General features: G+C 69.9%; 17 protein-coding genes and 1 pseudogene. 15 read left to right on the forward strand and 3 right to left on the reverse strand.

Translation table 11 applies throughout. The annotated features are described in order from the left end of the window. The first annotated feature begins 198 nt into the window (after positions 1 to 198). The 3 genes and pseudogenes from ACTMO_RS0105540 to nusB form a co-directional block, all read left to right on the forward strand. A complete protein-coding gene (locus ACTMO_RS0105540) occupies positions 199 to 1,308 on the forward strand; it encodes an aminopeptidase P family protein (protein WP_019853672.1) in 1,110 nt (369 codons plus the stop codon). A gap of 94 nt (positions 1,309 to 1,402) precedes the next feature. After that, positions 1,403 to 1,963 carry an elongation factor P gene (gene efp / locus ACTMO_RS0105545; protein WP_019853673.1) on the forward strand — a complete coding sequence of 187 codons (561 nt, stop codon included), beginning with the start codon at positions 1,403 to 1,405 and terminating at the stop codon, positions 1,961 to 1,963. A 75-nt stretch (positions 1,964 to 2,038) separates the two neighbouring features. After that, positions 2,039 to 2,476: pseudogene (nusB, locus tag ACTMO_RS20400) on the forward strand (transcription antitermination factor NusB); the annotation flags it as partial. Positions 2,477 to 2,848: 372 nt separating this feature from the next. Here the strand turns inward: nusB and bldD are convergent. Further along, positions 2,849 to 3,337: a transcriptional regulator BldD gene (gene bldD, locus ACTMO_RS0105555; RefSeq protein WP_017975994.1), complete on the reverse strand. Its 489-nt coding sequence runs from the start codon at positions 3,335 to 3,337 to the stop codon at positions 2,849 to 2,851. A 262-nt stretch (positions 3,338 to 3,599) separates the two neighbouring features. On the opposite strand from bldD, the gene pyrR reads away from it, so the two are divergent. From pyrR to metK, 12 genes are all read left to right on the forward strand, one after another. After that, complete coding sequence (pyrR, locus tag ACTMO_RS0105560; RefSeq protein ID WP_026448907.1) at positions 3,600 to 4,277, forward strand: bifunctional pyr operon transcriptional regulator/uracil phosphoribosyltransferase PyrR; 678 nt, start codon at positions 3,600 to 3,602, stop codon at positions 4,275 to 4,277. After that, positions 4,277 to 5,209: an aspartate carbamoyltransferase catalytic subunit gene (locus tag ACTMO_RS0105565; protein WP_026448908.1), complete on the forward strand. Its 933-nt coding sequence runs from the start codon at positions 4,277 to 4,279 to the stop codon at positions 5,207 to 5,209. The genes pyrR and ACTMO_RS0105565 overlap by 1 nt, the downstream gene beginning before the upstream one ends. Continuing rightward, entirely contained in the window at positions 5,206 to 6,549 is a 1,344-nt protein-coding gene (locus tag ACTMO_RS0105570) for a dihydroorotase (protein WP_019853677.1), read from the forward strand. The genes ACTMO_RS0105565 and ACTMO_RS0105570 overlap by 4 nt, the downstream gene beginning before the upstream one ends. Then, on the forward strand, positions 6,546 to 7,118 hold the full coding sequence (locus tag ACTMO_RS20405) for a PH-like domain-containing protein (protein ID WP_033401498.1): 573 nt from the start codon (positions 6,546 to 6,548) through the stop codon (positions 7,116 to 7,118). Before ACTMO_RS0105570 ends, ACTMO_RS20405 begins: the two co-directional genes overlap by 4 nt. Further along, a complete protein-coding gene (gene carA, locus ACTMO_RS0105580; protein ID WP_019853679.1) occupies positions 7,115 to 8,236 on the forward strand; it encodes a glutamine-hydrolyzing carbamoyl-phosphate synthase small subunit in 1,122 nt (373 codons plus the stop codon). The genes ACTMO_RS20405 and carA overlap by 4 nt, the downstream gene beginning before the upstream one ends. Next, positions 8,236 to 11,607, forward strand: coding sequence for a carbamoyl-phosphate synthase large subunit (gene carB, locus ACTMO_RS0105585; RefSeq protein ID WP_019853680.1), 3,372 nt, complete (start codon positions 8,236 to 8,238; stop codon positions 11,605 to 11,607). The genes carA and carB overlap by 1 nt, the downstream gene beginning before the upstream one ends. Next, complete coding sequence (gene pyrF, locus ACTMO_RS0105590; RefSeq protein ID WP_026448909.1) at positions 11,604 to 12,449, forward strand: orotidine-5'-phosphate decarboxylase; 846 nt, start codon at positions 11,604 to 11,606, stop codon at positions 12,447 to 12,449. The genes carB and pyrF overlap by 4 nt, the downstream gene beginning before the upstream one ends. 518 nt (positions 12,450 to 12,967) lie before the next feature. After that, positions 12,968 to 13,285 carry an integration host factor, actinobacterial type gene (gene mihF / locus ACTMO_RS0105595; protein WP_026448910.1) on the forward strand — a complete coding sequence of 106 codons (318 nt, stop codon included), beginning with the start codon at positions 12,968 to 12,970 and terminating at the stop codon, positions 13,283 to 13,285. Then, positions 13,282 to 13,887: a guanylate kinase gene (gene gmk / locus ACTMO_RS0105600; RefSeq protein ID WP_019853683.1), complete on the forward strand. Its 606-nt coding sequence runs from the start codon at positions 13,282 to 13,284 to the stop codon at positions 13,885 to 13,887. The genes mihF and gmk overlap by 4 nt, the downstream gene beginning before the upstream one ends. 181 nt (positions 13,888 to 14,068) lie before the next feature. Continuing rightward, positions 14,069 to 14,383, forward strand: coding sequence for a DNA-directed RNA polymerase subunit omega (gene rpoZ, locus ACTMO_RS0105605; RefSeq protein ID WP_019853685.1), 315 nt, complete (start codon positions 14,069 to 14,071; stop codon positions 14,381 to 14,383). Continuing rightward, a complete protein-coding gene (gene coaBC / locus ACTMO_RS0105610; RefSeq protein WP_019853686.1) occupies positions 14,380 to 15,630 on the forward strand; it encodes a bifunctional phosphopantothenoylcysteine decarboxylase/phosphopantothenate--cysteine ligase CoaBC in 1,251 nt (416 codons plus the stop codon). Before rpoZ ends, coaBC begins: the two co-directional genes overlap by 4 nt. Positions 15,631 to 15,735: 105 nt before the next feature. Next, on the forward strand, positions 15,736 to 16,938 hold the full coding sequence (gene metK / locus ACTMO_RS0105615) for a methionine adenosyltransferase (protein ID WP_019853687.1): 1,203 nt from the start codon (positions 15,736 to 15,738) through the stop codon (positions 16,936 to 16,938). Positions 16,939 to 17,014: 76 nt separating this feature from the next. On the opposite strand, the gene ACTMO_RS0105620 is transcribed toward metK, so the two are convergent. Both ACTMO_RS0105620 and ACTMO_RS0105625 read right to left on the reverse strand, forming a co-directional pair. Beyond that, positions 17,015 to 18,286 (reverse strand): serine hydrolase domain-containing protein, encoded by a 1,272-nt coding sequence (locus ACTMO_RS0105620; RefSeq protein WP_019853688.1) that lies wholly within the window; start codon positions 18,284 to 18,286, stop codon positions 17,015 to 17,017. A gap of 93 nt (positions 18,287 to 18,379) precedes the next feature. Then, complete coding sequence (locus ACTMO_RS0105625) at positions 18,380 to 18,841, reverse strand: tRNA (cytidine(34)-2'-O)-methyltransferase (protein ID WP_019853689.1); 462 nt, start codon at positions 18,839 to 18,841, stop codon at positions 18,380 to 18,382. Positions 18,842 to 18,949 lie beyond the last annotated feature (108 nt).

Here is an 18,949-nt window from a genome sequence, read left to right on the forward strand (position 1 = left end):
CTCCCGGTGTTCCCCGCGCGAGGGCGGAGCACACCGTGGTGTTCTGGTCCCTGAGGTCGCCGTGGCGCGTTCGGCGCCGGAGCCGGGGCGGCTCGCGGCGGCTCGACGGATCTCGTGCGCCCACCGGGGGCCGGTTCGGGTTCCGACTGACGGACCTGCTCGACACCCCCTTCCGCGTGGGGTCCTAAGCTGCCTGGCATGTCCGAAACGCACGTACGCCGCCGGGACTCGCTGCGCACCCACCTGCGTGGCAGCGAGGTGGACGCGATCCTGGTGACCAACCTGCTCAACATCAGGTACCTGACCGGATTCACCGGATCCAACGCCGCTCTGCTGGTGCACGCCTCCGACGCTCCGGGAGCCGAGCGCGGGACGGTGTTCTGCACCGACGGCCGTTACCGCACCCAGGCCGCCGAGCAGGTGCCGGAACTGCCCCACCTCATCGACCGGGCCAGTGCGCGCGGCCTCGTCGAGCGCGCCGAGTCGCAGAGCGACTCCTACCGCAGGCTCGGATTCGAGAGCCACCACGTCACGGTGGACGGTCGGGACGTTCTGGCCGCGAGCGCACCCTCGGTGGAGCTGGTCCGTACCCCGGGACTGGTCGAACAGCAGCGTCTGGTCAAGGACGAGGAGGAGATCGACGCGCTGCGCCGGGCCTGCGCCGCCGCTGACCGGGCCTTGGCCGAGCTGCTCGAACACGGGGGACTGCGTCCGGGACGCACCGAGCTGGAGGTGGCCCGCGAGCTCGAAAGTCGCATGCTGGACAACGGCGCGCAGGGGCCCTCCTTCGAGACGATCGTGGCCACCGGGGCCAACTCCGCGATCCCGCACCATCGGCCGACCGACACCCGCCTGGCCGCCGGGGATTTCGTGAAGATGGACTTCGGGGCCCTGGTGGAGGGATACCATTCGGACATGACGCGTACGCTGGTACTCGGCGAGCCCGCGGACTGGCAGCGCGAGATCTACGATCTCGTGGCCGAGGCCCAGGCGGCCGGGCGTGCGGCCGTTCGGCCCGGGGCCGACGTGCGTGAGGTCGATTCGGCCGCGCGTGAGGTGATCACCGGTGCGGGATACGGGGAGCAGTTCCTGCACGGTCTGGGACACGGGGTCGGACTGGAGATCCACGAGGCACCGGCGTTGTCCCAACGTGGGGAAGGTACCATCGAAGCCGGGATGGCGGTCACCGCCGAGCCCGGTGTGTACCTGCCGGGGAGGGGCGGCGTCCGCATCGAGGACACGCTGGTCGCGCGTGCGGACACGCCGGAGTTGCTCACCTTGACGACGAAGGAGCTGCTCGTCATCTAGGTGCGGCAACGCGCGTTCGAAGCCGCTCAGGGATCGCGCGACAGCTCGAATCGGCGAAGTATCTGCACCCTGCACCACAGGAGAGACTCCGACCGTGGCCACCACGAACGACCTGAAGAACGGACTCGTGCTCAACATCGACGGCCAGCTCTGGACCGTCACCAGCTTCCAGCACGTCAAGCCGGGCAAGGGCGGCGCCTTCGTGCGCACCACCCTGAAGAACGTGCTCTCCGGCAAGGTCGTGGACAAGACCTTCAACGCCGGGGTCAAGGTGGAGACCGCCAACGTCGACCGCAGCGAGATGACGTATCTCTACAACGACGGTACCGACTACGTGTTCATGGACCCCGATACCTACGACCAGATCAGTGTCTCGCCGGAGACGGTGGGCGACGCGGCCGGTTACATGCTGGAGAACAGCACCGTGACCCTGGCCCGGCACGAGGGGGAGCCGCTCTACGTGGAGCTGCCCGCCTCGGTCGAGCTGACGGTCGCCCACACCGACCCCGGTGTGCAGGGAGACCGTTCCACGGGCGGCAGCAAGCCCGCCGAGCTGGAAACGGGTGCGACCGTCCAGGTCCCCCTGTTCATCGAGACCGGGGAGAAGGTCAAGGTGGATCCGAGGGACGGTCGCTACCTGGGGCGGATCAAGTGACCGCCCTTCGCAGTTCGAACGGCCGACCGGTTCGGTCGTGCAGCAGCGAGCCGCGCGCCGGAAAGAGGGTATGAGTTGGGCGAACGTAGCAAGGCCCGCAAACGCGCGGTGGAGGTACTGTACGAAGCCGACTTGCGGGAGATGGATCCGCGGGAACTGCTCCGGGAACGCGTCGGGTCGACCGAGGCCCCCGCTGTCGGGGACTACGCCGTGACCCTGGTCTCCGGGGTTTCCGAGCACCGTGACCGCGTCGACGAACTGATCGTCGAGTACTCCGAGGGCTGGGCGCTGTCCCGGATGCCGGTGGTCGACCGGTCCGTGCTGCGACTCGGCTTCTTCGAGATGCTCTGGGGGGACGGGGTCCCACCCGCGGTGGTCATCGACGAGGCCGTTCAACTCGGCAAGGCGTTGTCCACCGACGACTCACCCCGGTTCATCAACGGTGTGCTCGGCAGGCTGGCCGGTATCGACGAGCGGGAGCGTGTCGCCCTGCGGGGACGGGACACCGACGCCCCGGTCGCCGAGGAGGGGGAGGCCGCCACGCCCGGGGAGAGCTCCCCGGCGGAGTCCTCGACAGACGGCGGGGTCACCGGTGGTCTTCGGGAGGGTGACTGAGCCGCCGGCGCGCGGCCGTCCGGATCCTTCGCGCGTTCTCCCCACGGCGGGGCCGTGTACCGGCCTTCCGGCACGAGCGTGGACGCGAAACACCGAGCCCGCCTCCGTGACCGACGGAGGCGGGCTCGACTCGTTCGTGCGGGCGTCGAGTTCAGCGGAACCGAGGCGCCCGCGTCGGGGCGGAACCGACGGCGGACACACGGAGGTCCGCTCGTGGCGGTCGCCGCCCGCCCGGACCCGCATCCGGTCCCGGATGCGGGTGTGGGGCCGTCACTCCTCGTGCGACGGGCGTGCCTCGGGAGGAAGCACTCCCCAGTCGATGAGCTGCTCGGTGAGTTCCCCGGGCGACATGTCGTAGATGATGGCCAGGGAACGCAGGTCCTCGGTCCGGATGGACAGGACCTTGCCGTTGTAGTCCCCCCGCTGGCTCTGGATCGTGGCCGCGTAGCGGGCCAGCGGTCCGACCTTCTCGGCGGGGAGCTGTTGTAGCCGCTCCAGATTGATGACGACCTTGGTCGCGGGTTCCGCGGTGGAAGGAACACGGCCCTCCGGGAGTAGTTCGGCTACCGGAACGCCGTAGAAATCGGCCAGTTCGGCGAGTTTCTGCACGGTGACGGCGCGGTCACCTCGTTCATAGGACCCGACGACCACGGCCTTCCACCGCCCGCCTGACTTCTGCTCGACACCGTGCAGCGAAAGACCCTGCTGCTGGCGGATAGCGCGGAGCTTGCTGCCCAGCGCCTTGGCGTAGTCGCCCATGTGGCGTTTCTCCGTTTCATTCGCCCCGTCAGCCTAGTTCCAGTTGCCGGGGAGGAACGCTCTGTGTTGATACGGAGAGTAATAATCGCTCGCGAGCGTCATCAGGTCAAGTTGCTCTCGGTGTGAGTGTGGCACGAATCCCGCTACACCACCCCGGCGATTGACCCCCCGACGCTGATAGCGTACAGGGCAAGCCCGGCGGTTGCCGGGGTCCTGGCGTCCTTTAACGGCCCGTCCAGTGAGGCGGGGAAGGAGGTCCTCCGTGGCGTCACGCCCATCGGCGGGCGCGGCGGTTCCGGCCGAAGAACGTGAGTTGCTTTCGGCTGAAGACGTCGCGCGCACTGTCGCCCGAATAGCCCATCAGATCATCGAGAAGACCGCGTTGGACAGTGGCGGCAGCCACGTCGTCCTGCTCGGTATCCCCACCAGAGGCGCCCCGCTCGCCCGACGCATCGCCGAACGCGTTTCCGCCTTCACCGGAGTGCGCCCGTCCGTGGGTGCGCTGGACATCACGCTGTACCGGGACGACCTGCGCAAGCAGCCCAATCGCCCCATCGAGGCCAGCAGCGTCCCCGTGGAGGGAGTGGACGACGCATTGGTGGTGCTGGTCGACGACGTGCTGTTCTCCGGACGCACGGTTCGCTCCGCGCTGGACGCGTTGCGCGACCAGGGACGCCCCCGTTCCGTCCAGCTGGCCGTGCTGGTGGACCGCGGACACCGCGAACTGCCCATCCGGGCCGACTACGTCGGCAAGAACGTACCCACCGCGCGCAGCGAGGACGTGGCGGTGCGGCTCACCGAGGTGGACGGCACCGACTCCGTGCTGCTGCGTCGCCCGGCCTCCGGACGGCGTGAGGACTCCGGTGCGGAGGACGGAACGGGCGAGGCCACGAACGAACCGGACCCCGGTGAGGTCGGTCCGGCCGGAAAGGAACAGTGATGCGGCACCTGCTCACGGCCGAGGAGTTGGACCCGGACACCGCGAGCGCCGTACTCGACACCGCCGACATGCTCAAAAGCACCCTGCTCGGCAGGGAGGTCCGCAAGCTGCCGACACTGCGCGGGCGCACCGTGATCACGATGTTCTACGAGAACTCCACGCGTACCCGGGTGTCCTTCGAGGTGGCCGGCAAGTGGATGAGCGCCGACGTGGTCAACGTCTCCGCCTCCGGCTCCTCCACCGGCAAGGGAGAGTCGTTGCGGGACACCGCACGGACGCTCTCCGCAGCCGGTGCCGACTGCGTGATCCTGCGCCACCAGGCCTCCGGGGCTCCCCAACGGATCGCCGAGTGGCTGGATCCCACCGGCACCAGGGTCGTCAACGCCGGTGACGGGATGCACGAACACCCCACCCAGGCACTGCTGGACGCGGCGACCCTGCGTGAGCGGCTCGGCGACGTCGCGGGGCGCAGGATCGGCATCGTGGGGGACCTGCTGCACAGCAGAGTGGCCCGCTCCAACACGCACCTGCTGCGCACGCTCGGGGCGGAGGTGGTGCTGATCGCGCCGCCGACCCTGGTCCCGGAGGGGGTGCGGAACTGGGGAGTGGAGGTCACCCACGATCTCGACTCCCAGCTGCCCGGTCTGGACGCCGTGATGGCGCTGCGGGTGCAGGCCGAGCGGATGCACGGAGGGTTCTTCCCCACCGAACGGGAGTACTCGGTCGGCTACGGACTCAACGCGGCCCGCACGGCGAAACTGCCCGAGCACGCCGTGGTGCTGCATCCGGGGCCGATGATGCGCGGAACGGAGATCGCGCCGAGGGTGGCCGACTCCGCGCGGGCCGCCGTCGAACAGCAGGTGCGCAACGGTGTGCACGTGCGGATGGCGGTGCTGTACCACCTGCTGGCCGGAGAGGAGAACACGGCGTGAACGGTGTCGAACGGACCGGCCGGGCACGGTTGCTGCTGCGTTCGGTGCGTCCCTACGGGGCGAAGGAACCGGTGGACCTGCTGGTCGACGAGGACGGAAGGATCGCCGACATCGGCGAGCTGGAGGAGACGGACGCCACCGAGCTCCTCCACGCGGACGGGGCGGTGGCGCTGCCCGGTTTCGTGGATCTGCACACCCACCTGCGCGAGCCGGGGCGGGAGGACGCCGAGACGATCGAGAGCGGCTCGGTCGCGGCGGCCCTCGGCGGCTACACCGCGGTGTTCGCCATGGCCAACACCGACCCGGTCGCCGACAACGCGGTGGTCGTCGAGCACGTGCGTCGACGCGGCGAGGAGGTCGGGCTGGTCGAGGTCCACCCCGTCGGAGCGGTGACCGCGGGGCTGGGCGGGCAGCGACTGGCCGAGATCGGCTCGATGGCCCGCTCCGCCGCTCGGGTGCGACTGTTCTCCGACGACGGCAACTGCGTGCACGACCCGCTGCTGATGCGGCGGGCTCTGGAGTACACCAGCGCCTTCGGCGGCGTGGTGGCCCAGCACGCCCAGGACCCCGGACTCACCCCGGGAGCCCAGGCCCACGAGGGGGCCAACGCGGCCCGCCTCGGACTGGCGGGCTGGCCCGCTCCCGCCGAGGAGTCCGTGGTGGCCAGGGACTGCATGCTGGCCGGGCACACGGGAGGCTCGCTGCACGTCTGCCACGTCTCCAGCGCCGGGACGGCGGAGTTCCTGCGATGGTGGCGTTCCCGCCCCGGTGGCGGCTCCGTGTCCGCCGAGGTCACCCCGCACCACCTGTTGCTCACCGACGAGCTGCTGGAGGGTTACGACCCGCGCTACAAGGTCAACCCACCGTTGCGCACCGACGAGGACGTGCGTGCCCTCCGCGAGGCGCTCGCCGAGGGAGTCGTCGACTGCGTGGCCACCGACCACGCCCCGCACGCCGAGCAGGACAAGGACTGCGAGTGGTCCGCGGCGCGCCCGGGGATGCTCGGACTCCAGACGGCCCTGTCGGTGCTGGTGCACACCATGCTCCGCCCGGGGCTGTTGGACTGGCGTGACCTCGCCCGGGTACTCAGCGAGGCCCCCGCCCGCATCGCGGGGCTGGACGACCAGGGACGCCCGCTGGAGGTCGGCGAGCCGGCGAACATCACCCTGGTGGACCCGCACGCGGAATGGACCGTGCGCGGCGAGGAACTGGCCGGAACCGCGCTCAACACCCCCTTCGAGGGGATGACCCTGCCCGCGAGGGTGACGGCGACGATCTCGCGCGGCCGTGTGACCGCGCGGGACGGCAGGGCGCAACCGTACGGGGGGGTGCTCCGATGACACGGATGCTGTGGGTGCTGGCACTGGCCCTGGCCGCGCTGGTGGTGCTGTACGCGATGCGACGCGGCTGGACCAACCGTGCCGCCCGCCACGCGGAACTGCCCGCACTGCTGTCCGGGGTGCCCGCGGGGTTGTCCGAGGAGGACGAGCTGCTCCCCTCCGTGGCCGGACTCTACGTGGGCACCACGGTGGCGGGTGACTGGCAGGACCGGGTCAGCGCGGGCACGCTCGGCCACCGCGCCGGAGCGCGACTACGGCTCCACCGCACGGGGCTGCTCGTGGAACGGGCCGGATCCGAACCGCTCTGGATACCGACCTCGGCCCTGCGCGACGCGCGGGTGGACCACAAGTTGGCGAACAAGGTGGTCCCCGGCGTCGGAATGTTGGTGGTCACCTGGAAGCTCGGGGACCACCTGCTGGACAGCGGGTTCCGCCCCGAGGGGGCGCAGGACCCGCACCAGTGGGTGCGCGCCCTGCACGCGCTGGTGCCCGCCGAGACCCCCGATTCCCCATCCGAGCACGACGACCACGACGACGAGGCCGCGATGTCGCGGCAGGAGGAGACATGACCGCGCAGCCCCCCGCCGCCCTGGTGCTTGAGGACGGGCGGATCTTTCGCGGCGAGGCTTTCGGCAGCGAGGGCTCTTGCCTCGGTGAGGTCGTATTCAGCACCGGCATGACGGGTTACCAGGAAACCCTGACCGACCCGTCCTACCACCGCCAGATCGTGGTCTCCACGGCCCCGCAGATCGGCAACACCGGCTGGAACGACGAGGACGACGAGTCGCAACGCATCTGGGTCGCCGGCTACGTGGTGCGCGACCCCGCGCGCAACCCCTCCTCCTGGAGGGCGAACAGGTCCCTGCCCGAGGAACTGCGCAGGCAGGGTGTGGTGGGAGTCTCCGGTGTGGACACCCGCGCGCTCACCCGCCACATCCGCGAGCGGGGTGCCATGCGGGCCGGGATCTTCTCCGGGCCCGCCCTGGGCACCGACCGGGAGATGATCGACCGCGTCAACGCCGAACAGGGAATGCTCGGCGCCGATCTGGCCGGTGACGTGAGCACGGACGAGCCCTATGTGGTGCCCGCCGTCGGGGAACGTCGTCTCACGGTCGCCGCGCTGGACCTGGGGATCAAGTCCAACACCCCGCGACTGATGGCCGAGCGGGGGATCGAGACCCACGTGCTGCCGCTGTCCACCCCGTTCGAGCGGATCCGGGAGCTGGCCCCCGACGGTGTCTTCCTGTCCAACGGTCCGGGGGATCCGGCCACGGCCGAGCACGCGACCGAACTGACCAGGCAGGTGCTGCGGCACCGGATGCCGCTGTTCGGGATCTGCTTCGGCAACCAGATCCTGGGCCGGGCCCTCGGCCGCGAGACCTACAAGCTCCCCTACGGCCACCGTGGCGTCAACATACCGGTCATCGACGCCGAGACCGGACGGGTGGCGATCACCGCGCAGAACCACGGTTTCGCCGTGCGCGGTGAGCCCGGCGAGCGTTTCGACACCGAGTTCGGCCGGGCCGTGGTCAGCCACCACTGCGCCAACGACGGAGCCGTCGAAGGACTGCGGCTGCTGGACACACCGGCGTTCAGCGTGCAGTACCACCCCGAGGCCGCCGCGGGCCCCCACGACGCGGCACCCCTGTTCGATTCCTTCGTACGAATGATGAGCGAGGCACGCTGATGCCCAAGAGGACCGACATCAACCACGTTCTGGTCATCGGTTCCGGCCCGATCGTGATCGGCCAGGCGTGTGAGTTCGACTATTCCGGTACCCAGGCCTGTCGGGTGCTGCGCTCCGAGGGCATCCGGGTGAGCCTGGTCAACTCCAACCCGGCGACGATCATGACCGATCCGGAGTTCGCCGACTCCACCTACATCGAACCGATCACCCCGGAGTTCGTCGAGAAGGTCATCGACGCCGAGCGCCCCGACGCGCTGCTGGCGACCCTCGGTGGGCAGACCGCCCTGAACACCGCCGTGGCGCTCTACGAGCGGGGGGTGCTCGCCAAGTACGGGGTGGAGCTGATCGGGGCCGACGTCGAGGCCATCCAGCGCGGCGAGGACCGGCAGCGGTTCAAGGACATCGTGCGCTCGGTGGGTGGCAACGTCCCCGAGAGCCGGGTGTGCACCACGATGGAGCAGGTCCGGGACTTCGTCGCCGAACGCGGCCTGCCCGTGGTGATCCGTCCCAGCTTCACCATGGGCGGACTCGGTTCCGGCATGGCCCACACCCACGAGCAACTGGAGCGGATGGCCTCGCTGGGGCTGACCGAGTCCCCGGTGCACGAGGTGCTCATCGAGGAGAGCGTACTCGGCTGGAAGGAGTACGAGCTGGAGCTGATGCGGGACCACGCGGACAACGTGGTGGTCGTCTGCTCCATCGAGAACGTGGATCCCATGGGGGTGCACACCGGTGACTCGGTCACCGTCGCCCCGTCGATGACCCTGACCGACCGCGAGTACCAGCACATGCGCGACGTCGGCATCGACGTGCTGCGCGAGGTCGGCGTGGACACCGGAGGGTGCAACATCCAGTTCGCCGTGCACCCGGGCACGGGTCGCATGGTGGTCATCGAGATGAACCCGCGGGTGTCGCGTTCCTCGGCGCTGGCCTCGAAGGCCACGGGCTTCCCGATCGCCAAGATCGCGGCGAAGCTGGCCATCGGCTACAGCCTCGACGAGATCCCCAACGACATCACGGAGAAGACCCCGGCCAGTTTCGAGCCCACGCTGGACTACGTGGTGGTCAAGGCCCCACGTTTCGCCTTCGAGAAGTTCCCCGGGGCCGACACCGGACTGACCACGACGATGAAGAGCGTCGGCGAGGCCATGGCCCTGGGCAGGAACTTCACCGAGGCGCTGGGCAAGGCGATGCGTTCGCTGGAGTCCTCCCGCGCGGGGTTCTGGACGGTGCCGGACCCGGCCGGAGCCACGCTGGACTCCACGCTGGACGAGCTCGCCACCGGCCACGAGGGCAGGCTCTACACCGTGGAGCGGGCGCTGCGGATGGGGGCCACCGTGGCCCAGGTGCACGAGGCCTCGGGCATCGACCCCTGGTTCGTCGACCAGATAGCCGGGCTGGTCGAGCTCAGGGAGGAGATCCTGGCCGCCTCGGTGCTGGACGCGGACCTGCTGCGCCGCGCCAAGCGCGCGGGCCTGTCCGACCGCCAGATCGCCGCGCTGCGGCCCGAGCTGGCCGGGGAGTACGGGGTGCGTGCGCTGCGCCACCGACTCGGGGTGCGCCCGGTCTACAAGACCGTCGACACCTGCGCTGCCGAGTTCGCCGCGTCCACGCCGTACCACTACTCCGCCTACGAGTCGGACCCGGCGGCCGAGTCCGAGGTGGAACGCCAGTGGGAACGCCCCAAGGTGATCATCCTGGGCTCCGGGCCCAACCGGATCGGTCAGGGCATCGAGTTCGACTACTCCTGCGTGCACGCGGCCATGGGGCTGGGTAGCGCCGGGGCCGGCTACGAGACGGTGATGGTCAACTGCAACCCCGAGACCGTCTCCACCGACTACGACACCTCGGACCGGCTGTACTTCGAACCACTGACCTTCGAGGACGTCCTGGAGGTGGTGCACTCCGAACAGGCCTCGGGAACCGTGGCCGGGGTGGTGGTGCAGCTGGGTGGCCAGACCCCGCTGGGACTGGCCCAGAAGCTCTCCGACGCGGGCGTGCCCATCGTCGGCACCCCTCCGGAGGCCATTCACCGGGCCGAGGACCGCGGTTCCTTCGGCGAGGTGCTGTCCAGGGCGGGACTGCCCGCGCCGAGCTACGGTACGGCCACCTCCTTCGAGGGAGCCAAGCGGATCGCCGACGACATCGGTTACCCGGTGCTGGTGCGTCCCTCCTACGTGCTCGGCGGTCGTGGCATGGAGATCGTCTACGACGAGAGCTCGCTGGAGAACTACATCGCCAGGGCCACCGAGGTCAGCCCCGAGCATCCGGTGCTGGTGGACAACTTCCTCGACGACGCCATCGAGATCGACGTGGACGCCCTGGCCGACGGCACCGAGGTCTACATCGGCGGTGTGATGGAGCACATCGAGGAGGCCGGTGTCCACTCCGGTGACTCGGCCTGTGCGCTGCCCCCGATCACCCTCGGCCGCCAGGACGTCGAGAAGGTCCGCCGGTGCACCGAGGCACTGGCCGAGGGCATCGGGGTGCGCGGCCTGCTCAACGTGCAGTACGCCCTCAAGGACGACGTGCTCTACGTGCTCGAGGCCAATCCGCGCGCCTCCCGGACGGTGCCGTTCGTGTCCAAGGCTGCGGGAGCGCCGTTGGCCAAGGCCGCGGCCAGGATCATGTTCGGCGCCGAGATCGCCGAACTGCGGGCCGAGGGGATGCTTCCCGCCCACGGGGACGGCGCGGACCTGCCGCCGGACGCGCCGGTGGCGGTCAAGGAGGCGGTGCTGCCCTTCCACCGCTTCCGCACCCCGGAGGGGCACGGTGTCGACTCGCTGTTGGGACCGGAGATGAAGTCCACCGGCGAGGTCATGGGCATCGACACCGCCTTCGGCCACGCCTTCGCCAAGTCGCAGAGCGGTGCCTACGGCTCGTTGCCGACCTCGGGCAGGGTGTTCGTCTCGGTGGCCAACAAGGACAAACGGTCCATGGTGTTCCCGGTCAAGCGCCTGGCCGACCTCGGGTTCGAGATCTGTGCCACCACGGGAACGGCCGAGGTGCTGCGGCGCAACGACATCACCTGTGCCGTGGTCCGCAAGCACAACGAGGATCCGCAGGATCCGCACGCGGTCGGTGCGGGGCAGTGGGACGGTTCCGCCGACCGTGACGTGATCGACCTCATCAGGGCGGGTGAGATCGACATGGTGGTCAACACCCCCTACGGGAACCCGGGACCCCGGGTGGACGGCTACGAGATCCGCACCGCGGCCGTGTCGCGCGACATCCCGTGCATCACCACGGTGCAGGGTGCTGCCGCGGCCGTGCAGGGCGTCGAGGCCGCGATCCGCGGCAACATCGGTGTGCGGCCGTTGCAACGGTTGCAGGCGGCGCTGCGGAGTCAGCGGACTGGTGAGGGGCGATGACGGCGGTACAGGCTGCTTTCGGACAGCGACTCGGTGAGGCCATCGCGGCGCGAGGGCCACTCTGTGTGGGGATAGACCCGCATCCGGCGCTGTTGCACGCGTGGGGGCTGGAGGAGACTCCGGCCGCCCTGGAACGCTTCGCCATGACGGTGCTGGAGGCTGTCGCCGCCGAGGTCGCGGTGCTCAAACCGCAGTCGGCCTTCTTCGAGACCTACGGTTCGCGCGGTGTCGCCGTGCTGGAGCGTGTGGTCGCCGAGGCCAGGCAGGCCGGGGCGCTGGTGGTCCACGACGTCAAGCGCGGTGACATCGGCTCGACCATGACCGCCTACGCCAACGCCTACCTCGGGGACGGTTCCCCGTTGGCGGGGGACGCGATGACGGTCTCGCCCTACCTCGGCTACGGCTCGCTGGCTCCGGCGGTGGGCATCGCCTCCCAGACCGGGCGCGGGGTGTTCGTGCTCGCCCGCACCTCCAACCCCGAGGCCGTCGGGCTGCAACGCTCGGCCACCTCGGAGGGAAGAACGGTCGCGCAGTCCGTCGTGGACGCGGCGGCGGAGAGCAACGCGGGGGCCGAGCCGATGGGGCACGTGGGGGTGGTGGCCGGGGCCACCATCCGCCCCGGCGAGCTCGACTTCTCGGGTCTGAACGGGCCGATCCTCGCTCCCGGTCTGGGAGCCCAGGGGGGCACCGTGCACGGACTGCGGTCCATGTTCGGTTCGGCCCTGCCCCACGTGGTGCCCGCCGTCGCCAGGGACCTGCTGCGGCACGGTCCGGACGTGCGGGAACTGCGTACCGCCACCAGGAGGATGAGCGAGGACCTCGCCGCGGCCACCGGGGTCTGAGCAGTCCCGGTGTGCGCTCCGATTCCGACCCCAGGGGCACGTTTCGCGGTGATATCGAACACGTGCGTGGTCGCCCGAGTGTTCTCGCGCACTCCCGGTTGCCCGGTTTCCGGGGGACTCCGGGCCCCTCACGCGGCCGGAGAGGGCTCCGCCGCGGGCGGTTTCCCCGCTTCCCGCGTGAGGGGCGGTCGCTGTGTTGTCGTGCGATTTCGCCGCGCGGGTCGTGCCCGTGATCGGGTGTGGCCACCCCGATGACCCGCTGAGCGACCTCCGGGTGCCCGGAAATCGGACAGTTCGGAACAGTTTTGCCCCGGGTTAGTGCACTTCAGCGCGGTTGTTGGTAGTACTTGCAACGGCCGGTGCTCGTCAGTGCCTTGGGCGAGTCACCTGACAAGGCCGGGCGACGGGAGAGCGCCACGCGGCCGACCCGACAAAGGTGGACCCCGCCTCGTAGCGATCTGACCTGGGTCGGTACCGTCGCCGCACCGATCAAGAAAACCCACATCACGGAGGACATGGTGGCCCTTCCCCAGCTGACCGAGGAGCAGCGGGCTGCGGCACTCGAAAAGGCGGCTGCCGCCCGTCGCGCCCGCGCTGAGCTCAAAGAGCGCCTCAAGCGCGGTGGGACCAGCCTGGCCGAGGTCTTGGACAGTGCTGACAACGACGAGACCCTCGGCAAGATGAAGGTTTCCGCGCTGCTGGAGGCCCTTCCCGGCGTGGGCAAGGTCCGCGCTCAACAGATCATGGAGCGGCTGGAGATCGCCAACAGCCGCAGGCTGCGTGGTCTCGGCGAGCGTCAGCGCAAGGCGCTGCTCGCCGAGTTCGACGCGGCGTGATCCACGCGGATGACGGTGTGCGACCGGGGCGTGCCGCTGTCGGCACCCCCCGGCTCACCGTCGTGTCCGGTCCCTCCGGTGTCGGCAAGTCGAGCGTGCTCGCCGAGTTGCGCGAACGGGCGCCGGAGGTCTACTTCAGCGTGTCCGTGACCACGCGCCCTCCCCGCGCGGGAGAGGTGGACGGGGTGGACTACCACTTCGTCGACCGAGCCGAGTTCGAGCGCATGGTCGCGGCCGGTGAGATGCTGGAGTACGCCCAGTACGCGGGCAACTACTACGGCACGCCGCGTGCGCCCGTGGAGCGGGCACTGGCATCCGGGCGGCCCGCGGTGCTGGAGATCGAGCTCCAGGGGGCACGTCAGGTGCGGCGCAGTATGCCCGAGGCGCGGCTGGTGATGCTCCTGCCGCCTTCCTGGGACGATCTCGTGAGCCGGCTGACCGGACGTCGTACGGAGGATCCCGAGGTTCTTCGACAGCGGCTGGACACGGCCCGGGCCGAGCTCGCGGCGAGTTCCGAGTTCGACGCCACCGTGGTCAACGCCGACGTGCGGAAAGCGGTGGACGAGTTGGTACGATTGATAACCGGTCCAGCTTCCGGTTAGCGGCGGACTCCCGGTCGGCCGCCCCGGGGCGGCCGACCGAGTGGGTCGTGGAGACGCCGTGCGCGGACTCCTCCGCCGCGGACCGGTCGGCCGATGGACCGGAGTCGTCCGGTGGGTTCGCCGAGTCGACGTCCCTGATCGACGAACCCGATCGCCGTCGGAGAGCACAGGAGCCACGCACGTGAGCATTCCCAACTCGCTGGCCGCCTTTTCCGGCGGCCAGTACCCCAAGCCCGAGTCCCGCACGAACACGGTGGCCGAGGGCATCACCGATCCGCCGATCGACGATCTGCTGGACAACGTCAGCTCCAAGTACGCGCTGGCCATCTACGCGGCCAAGCGGGCCAGGCAGATCCAGGACTACTACGCCCAGCTCGGTGAGGGACTGCTGGAGTACGTCGGTCCGCTGGTCGAGCCCGGGCCGAGGGAGAAGCCGTTGTCCATCGCCCTGCGGGAGATCCACGCGGGCGTGCTGCAGCACTCCGAGGGCGCGTGAGCGAGGACGGTGCCTCCGACGGCGCACGGGTGGTCCTCGGCGTGAGTGGCGGCATCGCCGCCTACAAGGCGTGTGAGGTGCTGCGCGGACTGACCGAGAGTGGTCACGAGGTCCGGGTGGCCCCCACCCGAGCGGCCCTGAGGTTCGTCGGCTCGGCCACCTTCGAGGCGTTGTCCGGGAACCCGGTGCGGACCGACGTGTTCGAGGACGTTCCCGAGGTGGCCCATGTGCGGCTGGGGCAGCGGGCCGACCTGGTGGTGGTGGCTCCGGCCACCGCGGACCTGATCGCCCGGGCGGCCAACGGTCTCGCCGACGACCTGCTCACCTCCACGCTGCTCACCGCGCGGTGCCCGGTGCTGCTCGTGCCGGCGATGCACACCGAGATGTGGGAGCACCCCGCCACCCGCCACAACGTGGCGACCCTGCGTGCCCGGGGGGTGGTGGTCGCCGAGCCGGCCAGTGGACGGTTGACCGGAGTGGACTCCGGCAAGGGGCGACTGCCCGAGCCGGAGGAGATCGTGGATCTGGCGCGGTTGCTGCTCGCCGACTCCGCGGCGCTGCCCCGGGACCTCGAAGGGCGCGGCGTGGTGGTCTCCGCGGGGGGTACCCGGGAGCCGTTGGACCCTGTGCGCTACCTCGGTAACCGTTCCTCCGGCAGACAGGGGTTCGCGCTCGCCCGGGTCGCGGCCCAACGCGGTGCCGAGGTGACCCTGGTCGCCGCGAACACCGCCGATCTCCCGGTGCCCGCCGGGGTGCGGCTGCGCCGGGTGGAAACGGCCGAACAGCTGCGCGGTGCGGTGTTCGCCGCCGCCTCCGGGGCCGACGCCGTGGTGATGTCGGCGGCGGTGGCCGACTTCCGACCGGCCGAGCACGCGGCCCACAAGATCAAGAAGACCGGTTCGGATCCCGCCCCGGTGGAACTGGCCCGGAACCCGGACGTGCTGAGCGAGCTCGTCGAGGCCCGTCGTACGGGTGCCCTGAACACCGGCCTGGTAATCGGCTTCGCCGCCGAGACCGGGGATCCCGACACGAGCGTGCTGGAACACGGTGCGGACAAGCTGGCCCGCAAGGGCTGCGACCTGCTCGTGGTCAACGCGGTCGGTGACGGCAGGGCCTTCGAGGTCGAGGACAACGCGGGGTGGCTGTTGGCCACCTCGGGAGAACGACGTCCGCTCCCGCACGGCGCGAAGTCCCTGCTCGCGTCCAGAGTGTGGGACGCGGTGGGCGAGCGGTTCGCCGGGAACTGAGCACTGCCCGTAGGCTGAACAGCGTAATCACACCGGGCCGTGACTCGCCGCGTGCCACGCGGGCAGCTGGCCCACCAGACCGTTCTTCGTGTGGCGAGGTGTCCGATGGGACCTGACCAGCGCAGGTTGTTCACCAGTGAGTCCGTGACCGAGGGCCACCCGGACAAGATGGCCGACTCGATCAGCGACGCCGTCCTGGACGCGATGCTGGCCCAGGACCCCCGCTCCCGCGTGGCGATGGAGACCATGGTCACCACCGGCCAGGTGCACCTCGCCGGTGAGGTCACCACCGAGTCCTACGTCGACATCCCCGGAATCGTGCGGGAGAGGGTGCTGGGAATCGGCTACGACAGTTCGGCCAAGGGCTTCGACGGCAACTCCTGCGGCGTCAACATCTCCATCGACGCGCAGTCCCCGGACATCGCCCAGGGAGTCGAGGTGGGATACGAGTCCCGCGTCGAGGGGGTCATCGACGAGATCGCCCGGCAGGGCGCCGGTGACCAGGGATTGATGTTCGGCTACGCGTGTGACGACACTCCCGAGCTGATGCCGCTGCCGATCGCCCTGGCCCACCGGCTCTCCCGGGGGCTGACCCGCGCGCGGCAGTCCGGCACGTTGCCCTATCTCCGACCGGACGGCAAGACCCAGGTCACGGTGGAGTACGCCGGGGACCAGCCGGTCAGGCTGGACACCGTGGTGGTCTCCACCCAGCACTCCGAGGAGGTGGATCCGGACGAGCGGGTCGCCTCCGACGTGCATCGGCACGTGGTCGCTCCGGAACTGTCCGATCTCTCCCTGGAGGCCTCCGACACCCGTCTGCTGGTGAATCCGACGGGTCGGTTCGTCACGGGTGGTCCGATGGGGGACTGTGGTCTGACGGGGCGTAAGATCATCGTGGATACCTACGGGGGTATGGCGCGGCACGGTGGTGGCGCGTTCTCGGGTAAGGATCCGTCGAAGGTGGACCGGTCGGCGGCGTACGCGACTCGGTGGGTGGCCAAGAACGCGGTGGCCGCGGGGTTGGCCAGTCGGATCGAGGTGCAGACGGCCTATGCGATCGGTAAGGCCGCGCCGGTGGGTCTGTTCGTGGAGACCTTCGGCACGGAGAACGTGGATCCGGTCAAGATCCAGGCGGCGATCAACGAGGTCTTCGATCTGCGTCCGGCGGCGATCATTCGGGATCTGGACCTGTTGCGGCCGATGTACGCGCCGACGGCGGCTTACGGGCACTTCGGGCGGACGGATGTGGACCTGCCCTGGGAACGCACCGACCGGGCCGAGGCGTTGCGCTCCCTGGCGGAGCTGTGAGGGACCTGCCGTTCTGACGGTCCCGGTGGGACGCCGGGGCGGGCCGGAGTGCGGTGTCACGCCCCGACGTGCCGGATCAACGGATTCTTGTCGGGGTCGGGGCGAGTGGTTTTGGAGCAGTGGCGTTGGTGGAGTCACCACCACCGCACAGCGCCTCGTTCTGCAGTGCGCCCAGCTGTCGGTCGATCGGGTGCGGCAGTGGCTGTCCGTCCTCGTCGAGCCGCTGGTAGTCGGTCAGGTTCACCCCGTAGCTCAGTTGGTCGGTTCCGTCCACGCTGTGCATTGACAGGGTGACCATGCCCCAGGTCTGGCCGTCGTGGCCCCACAGCGTGCCGCAGTCGCCCGCCTCGACGCGCATCAGTCCCAGCCCGTAGCGCAGCGTGGGAATGCCCGGCACCGCCACGGTGCGCCGCATCTCGGCGAGGGTGTCCTCCTCCAGCAGTCTTCCCCCGAGCAGGGCCCGGTAGAACCGGTTCAGCTCCTCCGGGGTGGAGATCAGCGCTCCGGCGGTGCCCGCCCAGGTCATGTTGTACACGCTGTACTCGCCGCGCCGCTCGGGTACGTGGTGCAGGGCCTCGTAGGCCTTGCTGTGCGGCCCGGCGACGAAGGGGCTGGCACCGGGGAAGTAGGTGTCGTGCAGCCCCAGCGGGCGGATGATCTCCCGGGTGATGTAGCGCTGCGGCGACTGTCCGGTGACTTTCCGGAGCAGTTCGCCGGCGAGAATGTAGTTGGTGTTGGAGTAGGACCAGCGCGCTCCCGGTTCGTTCGTCGCGGGTTGGTCCAGCCCTGTCCTGATCAGCTCCCCGGGGGTGCGGTAGTGGAACCTGTTGCGGTCCAGGTCCCGCCGGGAGTTCTCGTAGAAGGAACCGAAGATCACTCGGACGTAGTCGGCGATGCCGCTGGTGTGGTTCAGCAACATGCGGACGGTGACGCGCTGTCCGCGCTCACCGGGCACCAGCTCGGGCAGATACCGCCCCACCGGCGCGTCCAGCTCCACGTTTCCCCGCTCGACCTGGCGGAGCACGGCGGTGGCGACGAACGTCTTGGTGACACTGGCGACCCTGTGGTGGAAGCCGGGCCGCAGCGGCCGTCCGGTGCGGGTGTCGGCGACCCCGGCGGCTTCGGCCGCGCTCCGGTCGCCGTGGCGCACCGCTGCCTGCACGCCCGGCATCCCCGCCTCGTGGACGGCGTCGAGCCGCCACTGCAACCGCTCGTCGAGGTTCGGCGAGTCCGTCACCCGGTCTGCTGGCGGGGCGGCTCCGGCCGCTCCGAAAGGTCCCGTCAGACCGAGCAACGTGACCACGGCCAACGCGACCAACCCGCGCCCCGCTCGGTGGAATCCACGCACGATGTCCTCCTCACCCGTCGTGATCGCTGCCGATTCAACCCGATCCCGGCGGCGCGGGAGGTGGTTGTTTCCGATCTCACTCGAAGGGAGTAGTCAGGGCATGGCGAACCCCTGCTGCCGCCAGGCCTCGTAGACGGCGACGGCGGCCGAGTTGGCCAGGTTCATCGAACGGATCCCCGGAAGCATCGGGATGCGCACCCGGACGGTCTCCGGCCCGGAGTCCAGCGCCTCCTCCGGCAGACCCACCGACTCGGGTCCGAAGAGCAGCACGTCCCCCGGCTGGTATCCGACGGTCTCGTAGGAACACCTCGCCTGGGTGGTGAAGGCCAGCACCCGCCGTGGAGCCAGCACGTTCCAGGCGTCCTCCAGACTGTCGTGCACCCGCAGGGCGGCCTTGTCGTGGTAGTCCAGTCCGGCGCGTCTCAGGTCCGCGTCGTCGACCCGGAAGCCCAACGGGGCGACCAGATGCAGCGTGCTGCCCGCCCCGGCCACCATCCTGATGGCGTTACCGGTGTTTCCGGGGATCTCGGGATGGTAGAACACGACGTGGAACACGCGGATCCTTTCCAGGGGCCGACAACCGCCACCGTCGGGTCATCCTAAGGAGTTCCCGTGGATCGCTCCGCCGGGGTGGTGTGCCGTGACGGCGGATGGGCGGGAAGT

It is taken from the genome of Actinopolyspora mortivallis DSM 44261 (assembly GCF_000384035.1).
Taxonomy (GTDB): domain Bacteria; phylum Actinomycetota; class Actinomycetes; order Mycobacteriales; family Pseudonocardiaceae; genus Actinopolyspora; species Actinopolyspora mortivallis.

Bases quoted from the DNA above. Each gene is read 5' to 3' on its own strand.
- bldD (WP_017975994.1), bottom strand. From the start codon at position 3,337: ATGGGCGACTACGCCAAGGCGCTGGGCAGCAAGCTCCGCGCTATCCGC.
- metK (WP_019853687.1), top strand. From the start codon at position 15,736: ATGGGACCTGACCAGCGCAGGTTGTTCACCAGTGAGTCCGTGACCGAG.
- carA (WP_019853679.1), top strand. From the start codon at position 7,115: ATGACCGCGCAGCCCCCCGCCGCCCTGGTGCTTGAGGACGGGCGGATC.
- ACTMO_RS0105540 (WP_019853672.1), top strand. From the start codon at position 199: ATGTCCGAAACGCACGTACGCCGCCGGGACTCGCTGCGCACCCACCTG.
- ACTMO_RS0105565 (WP_026448908.1), top strand. From the start codon at position 4,277: ATGCGGCACCTGCTCACGGCCGAGGAGTTGGACCCGGACACCGCGAGC.
- pyrF (WP_026448909.1), top strand. From the start codon at position 11,604: ATGACGGCGGTACAGGCTGCTTTCGGACAGCGACTCGGTGAGGCCATC.
- ACTMO_RS20405 (WP_033401498.1), top strand. From the start codon at position 6,546: ATGACACGGATGCTGTGGGTGCTGGCACTGGCCCTGGCCGCGCTGGTG.
- carB (WP_019853680.1), top strand. From the start codon at position 8,236: ATGCCCAAGAGGACCGACATCAACCACGTTCTGGTCATCGGTTCCGGC.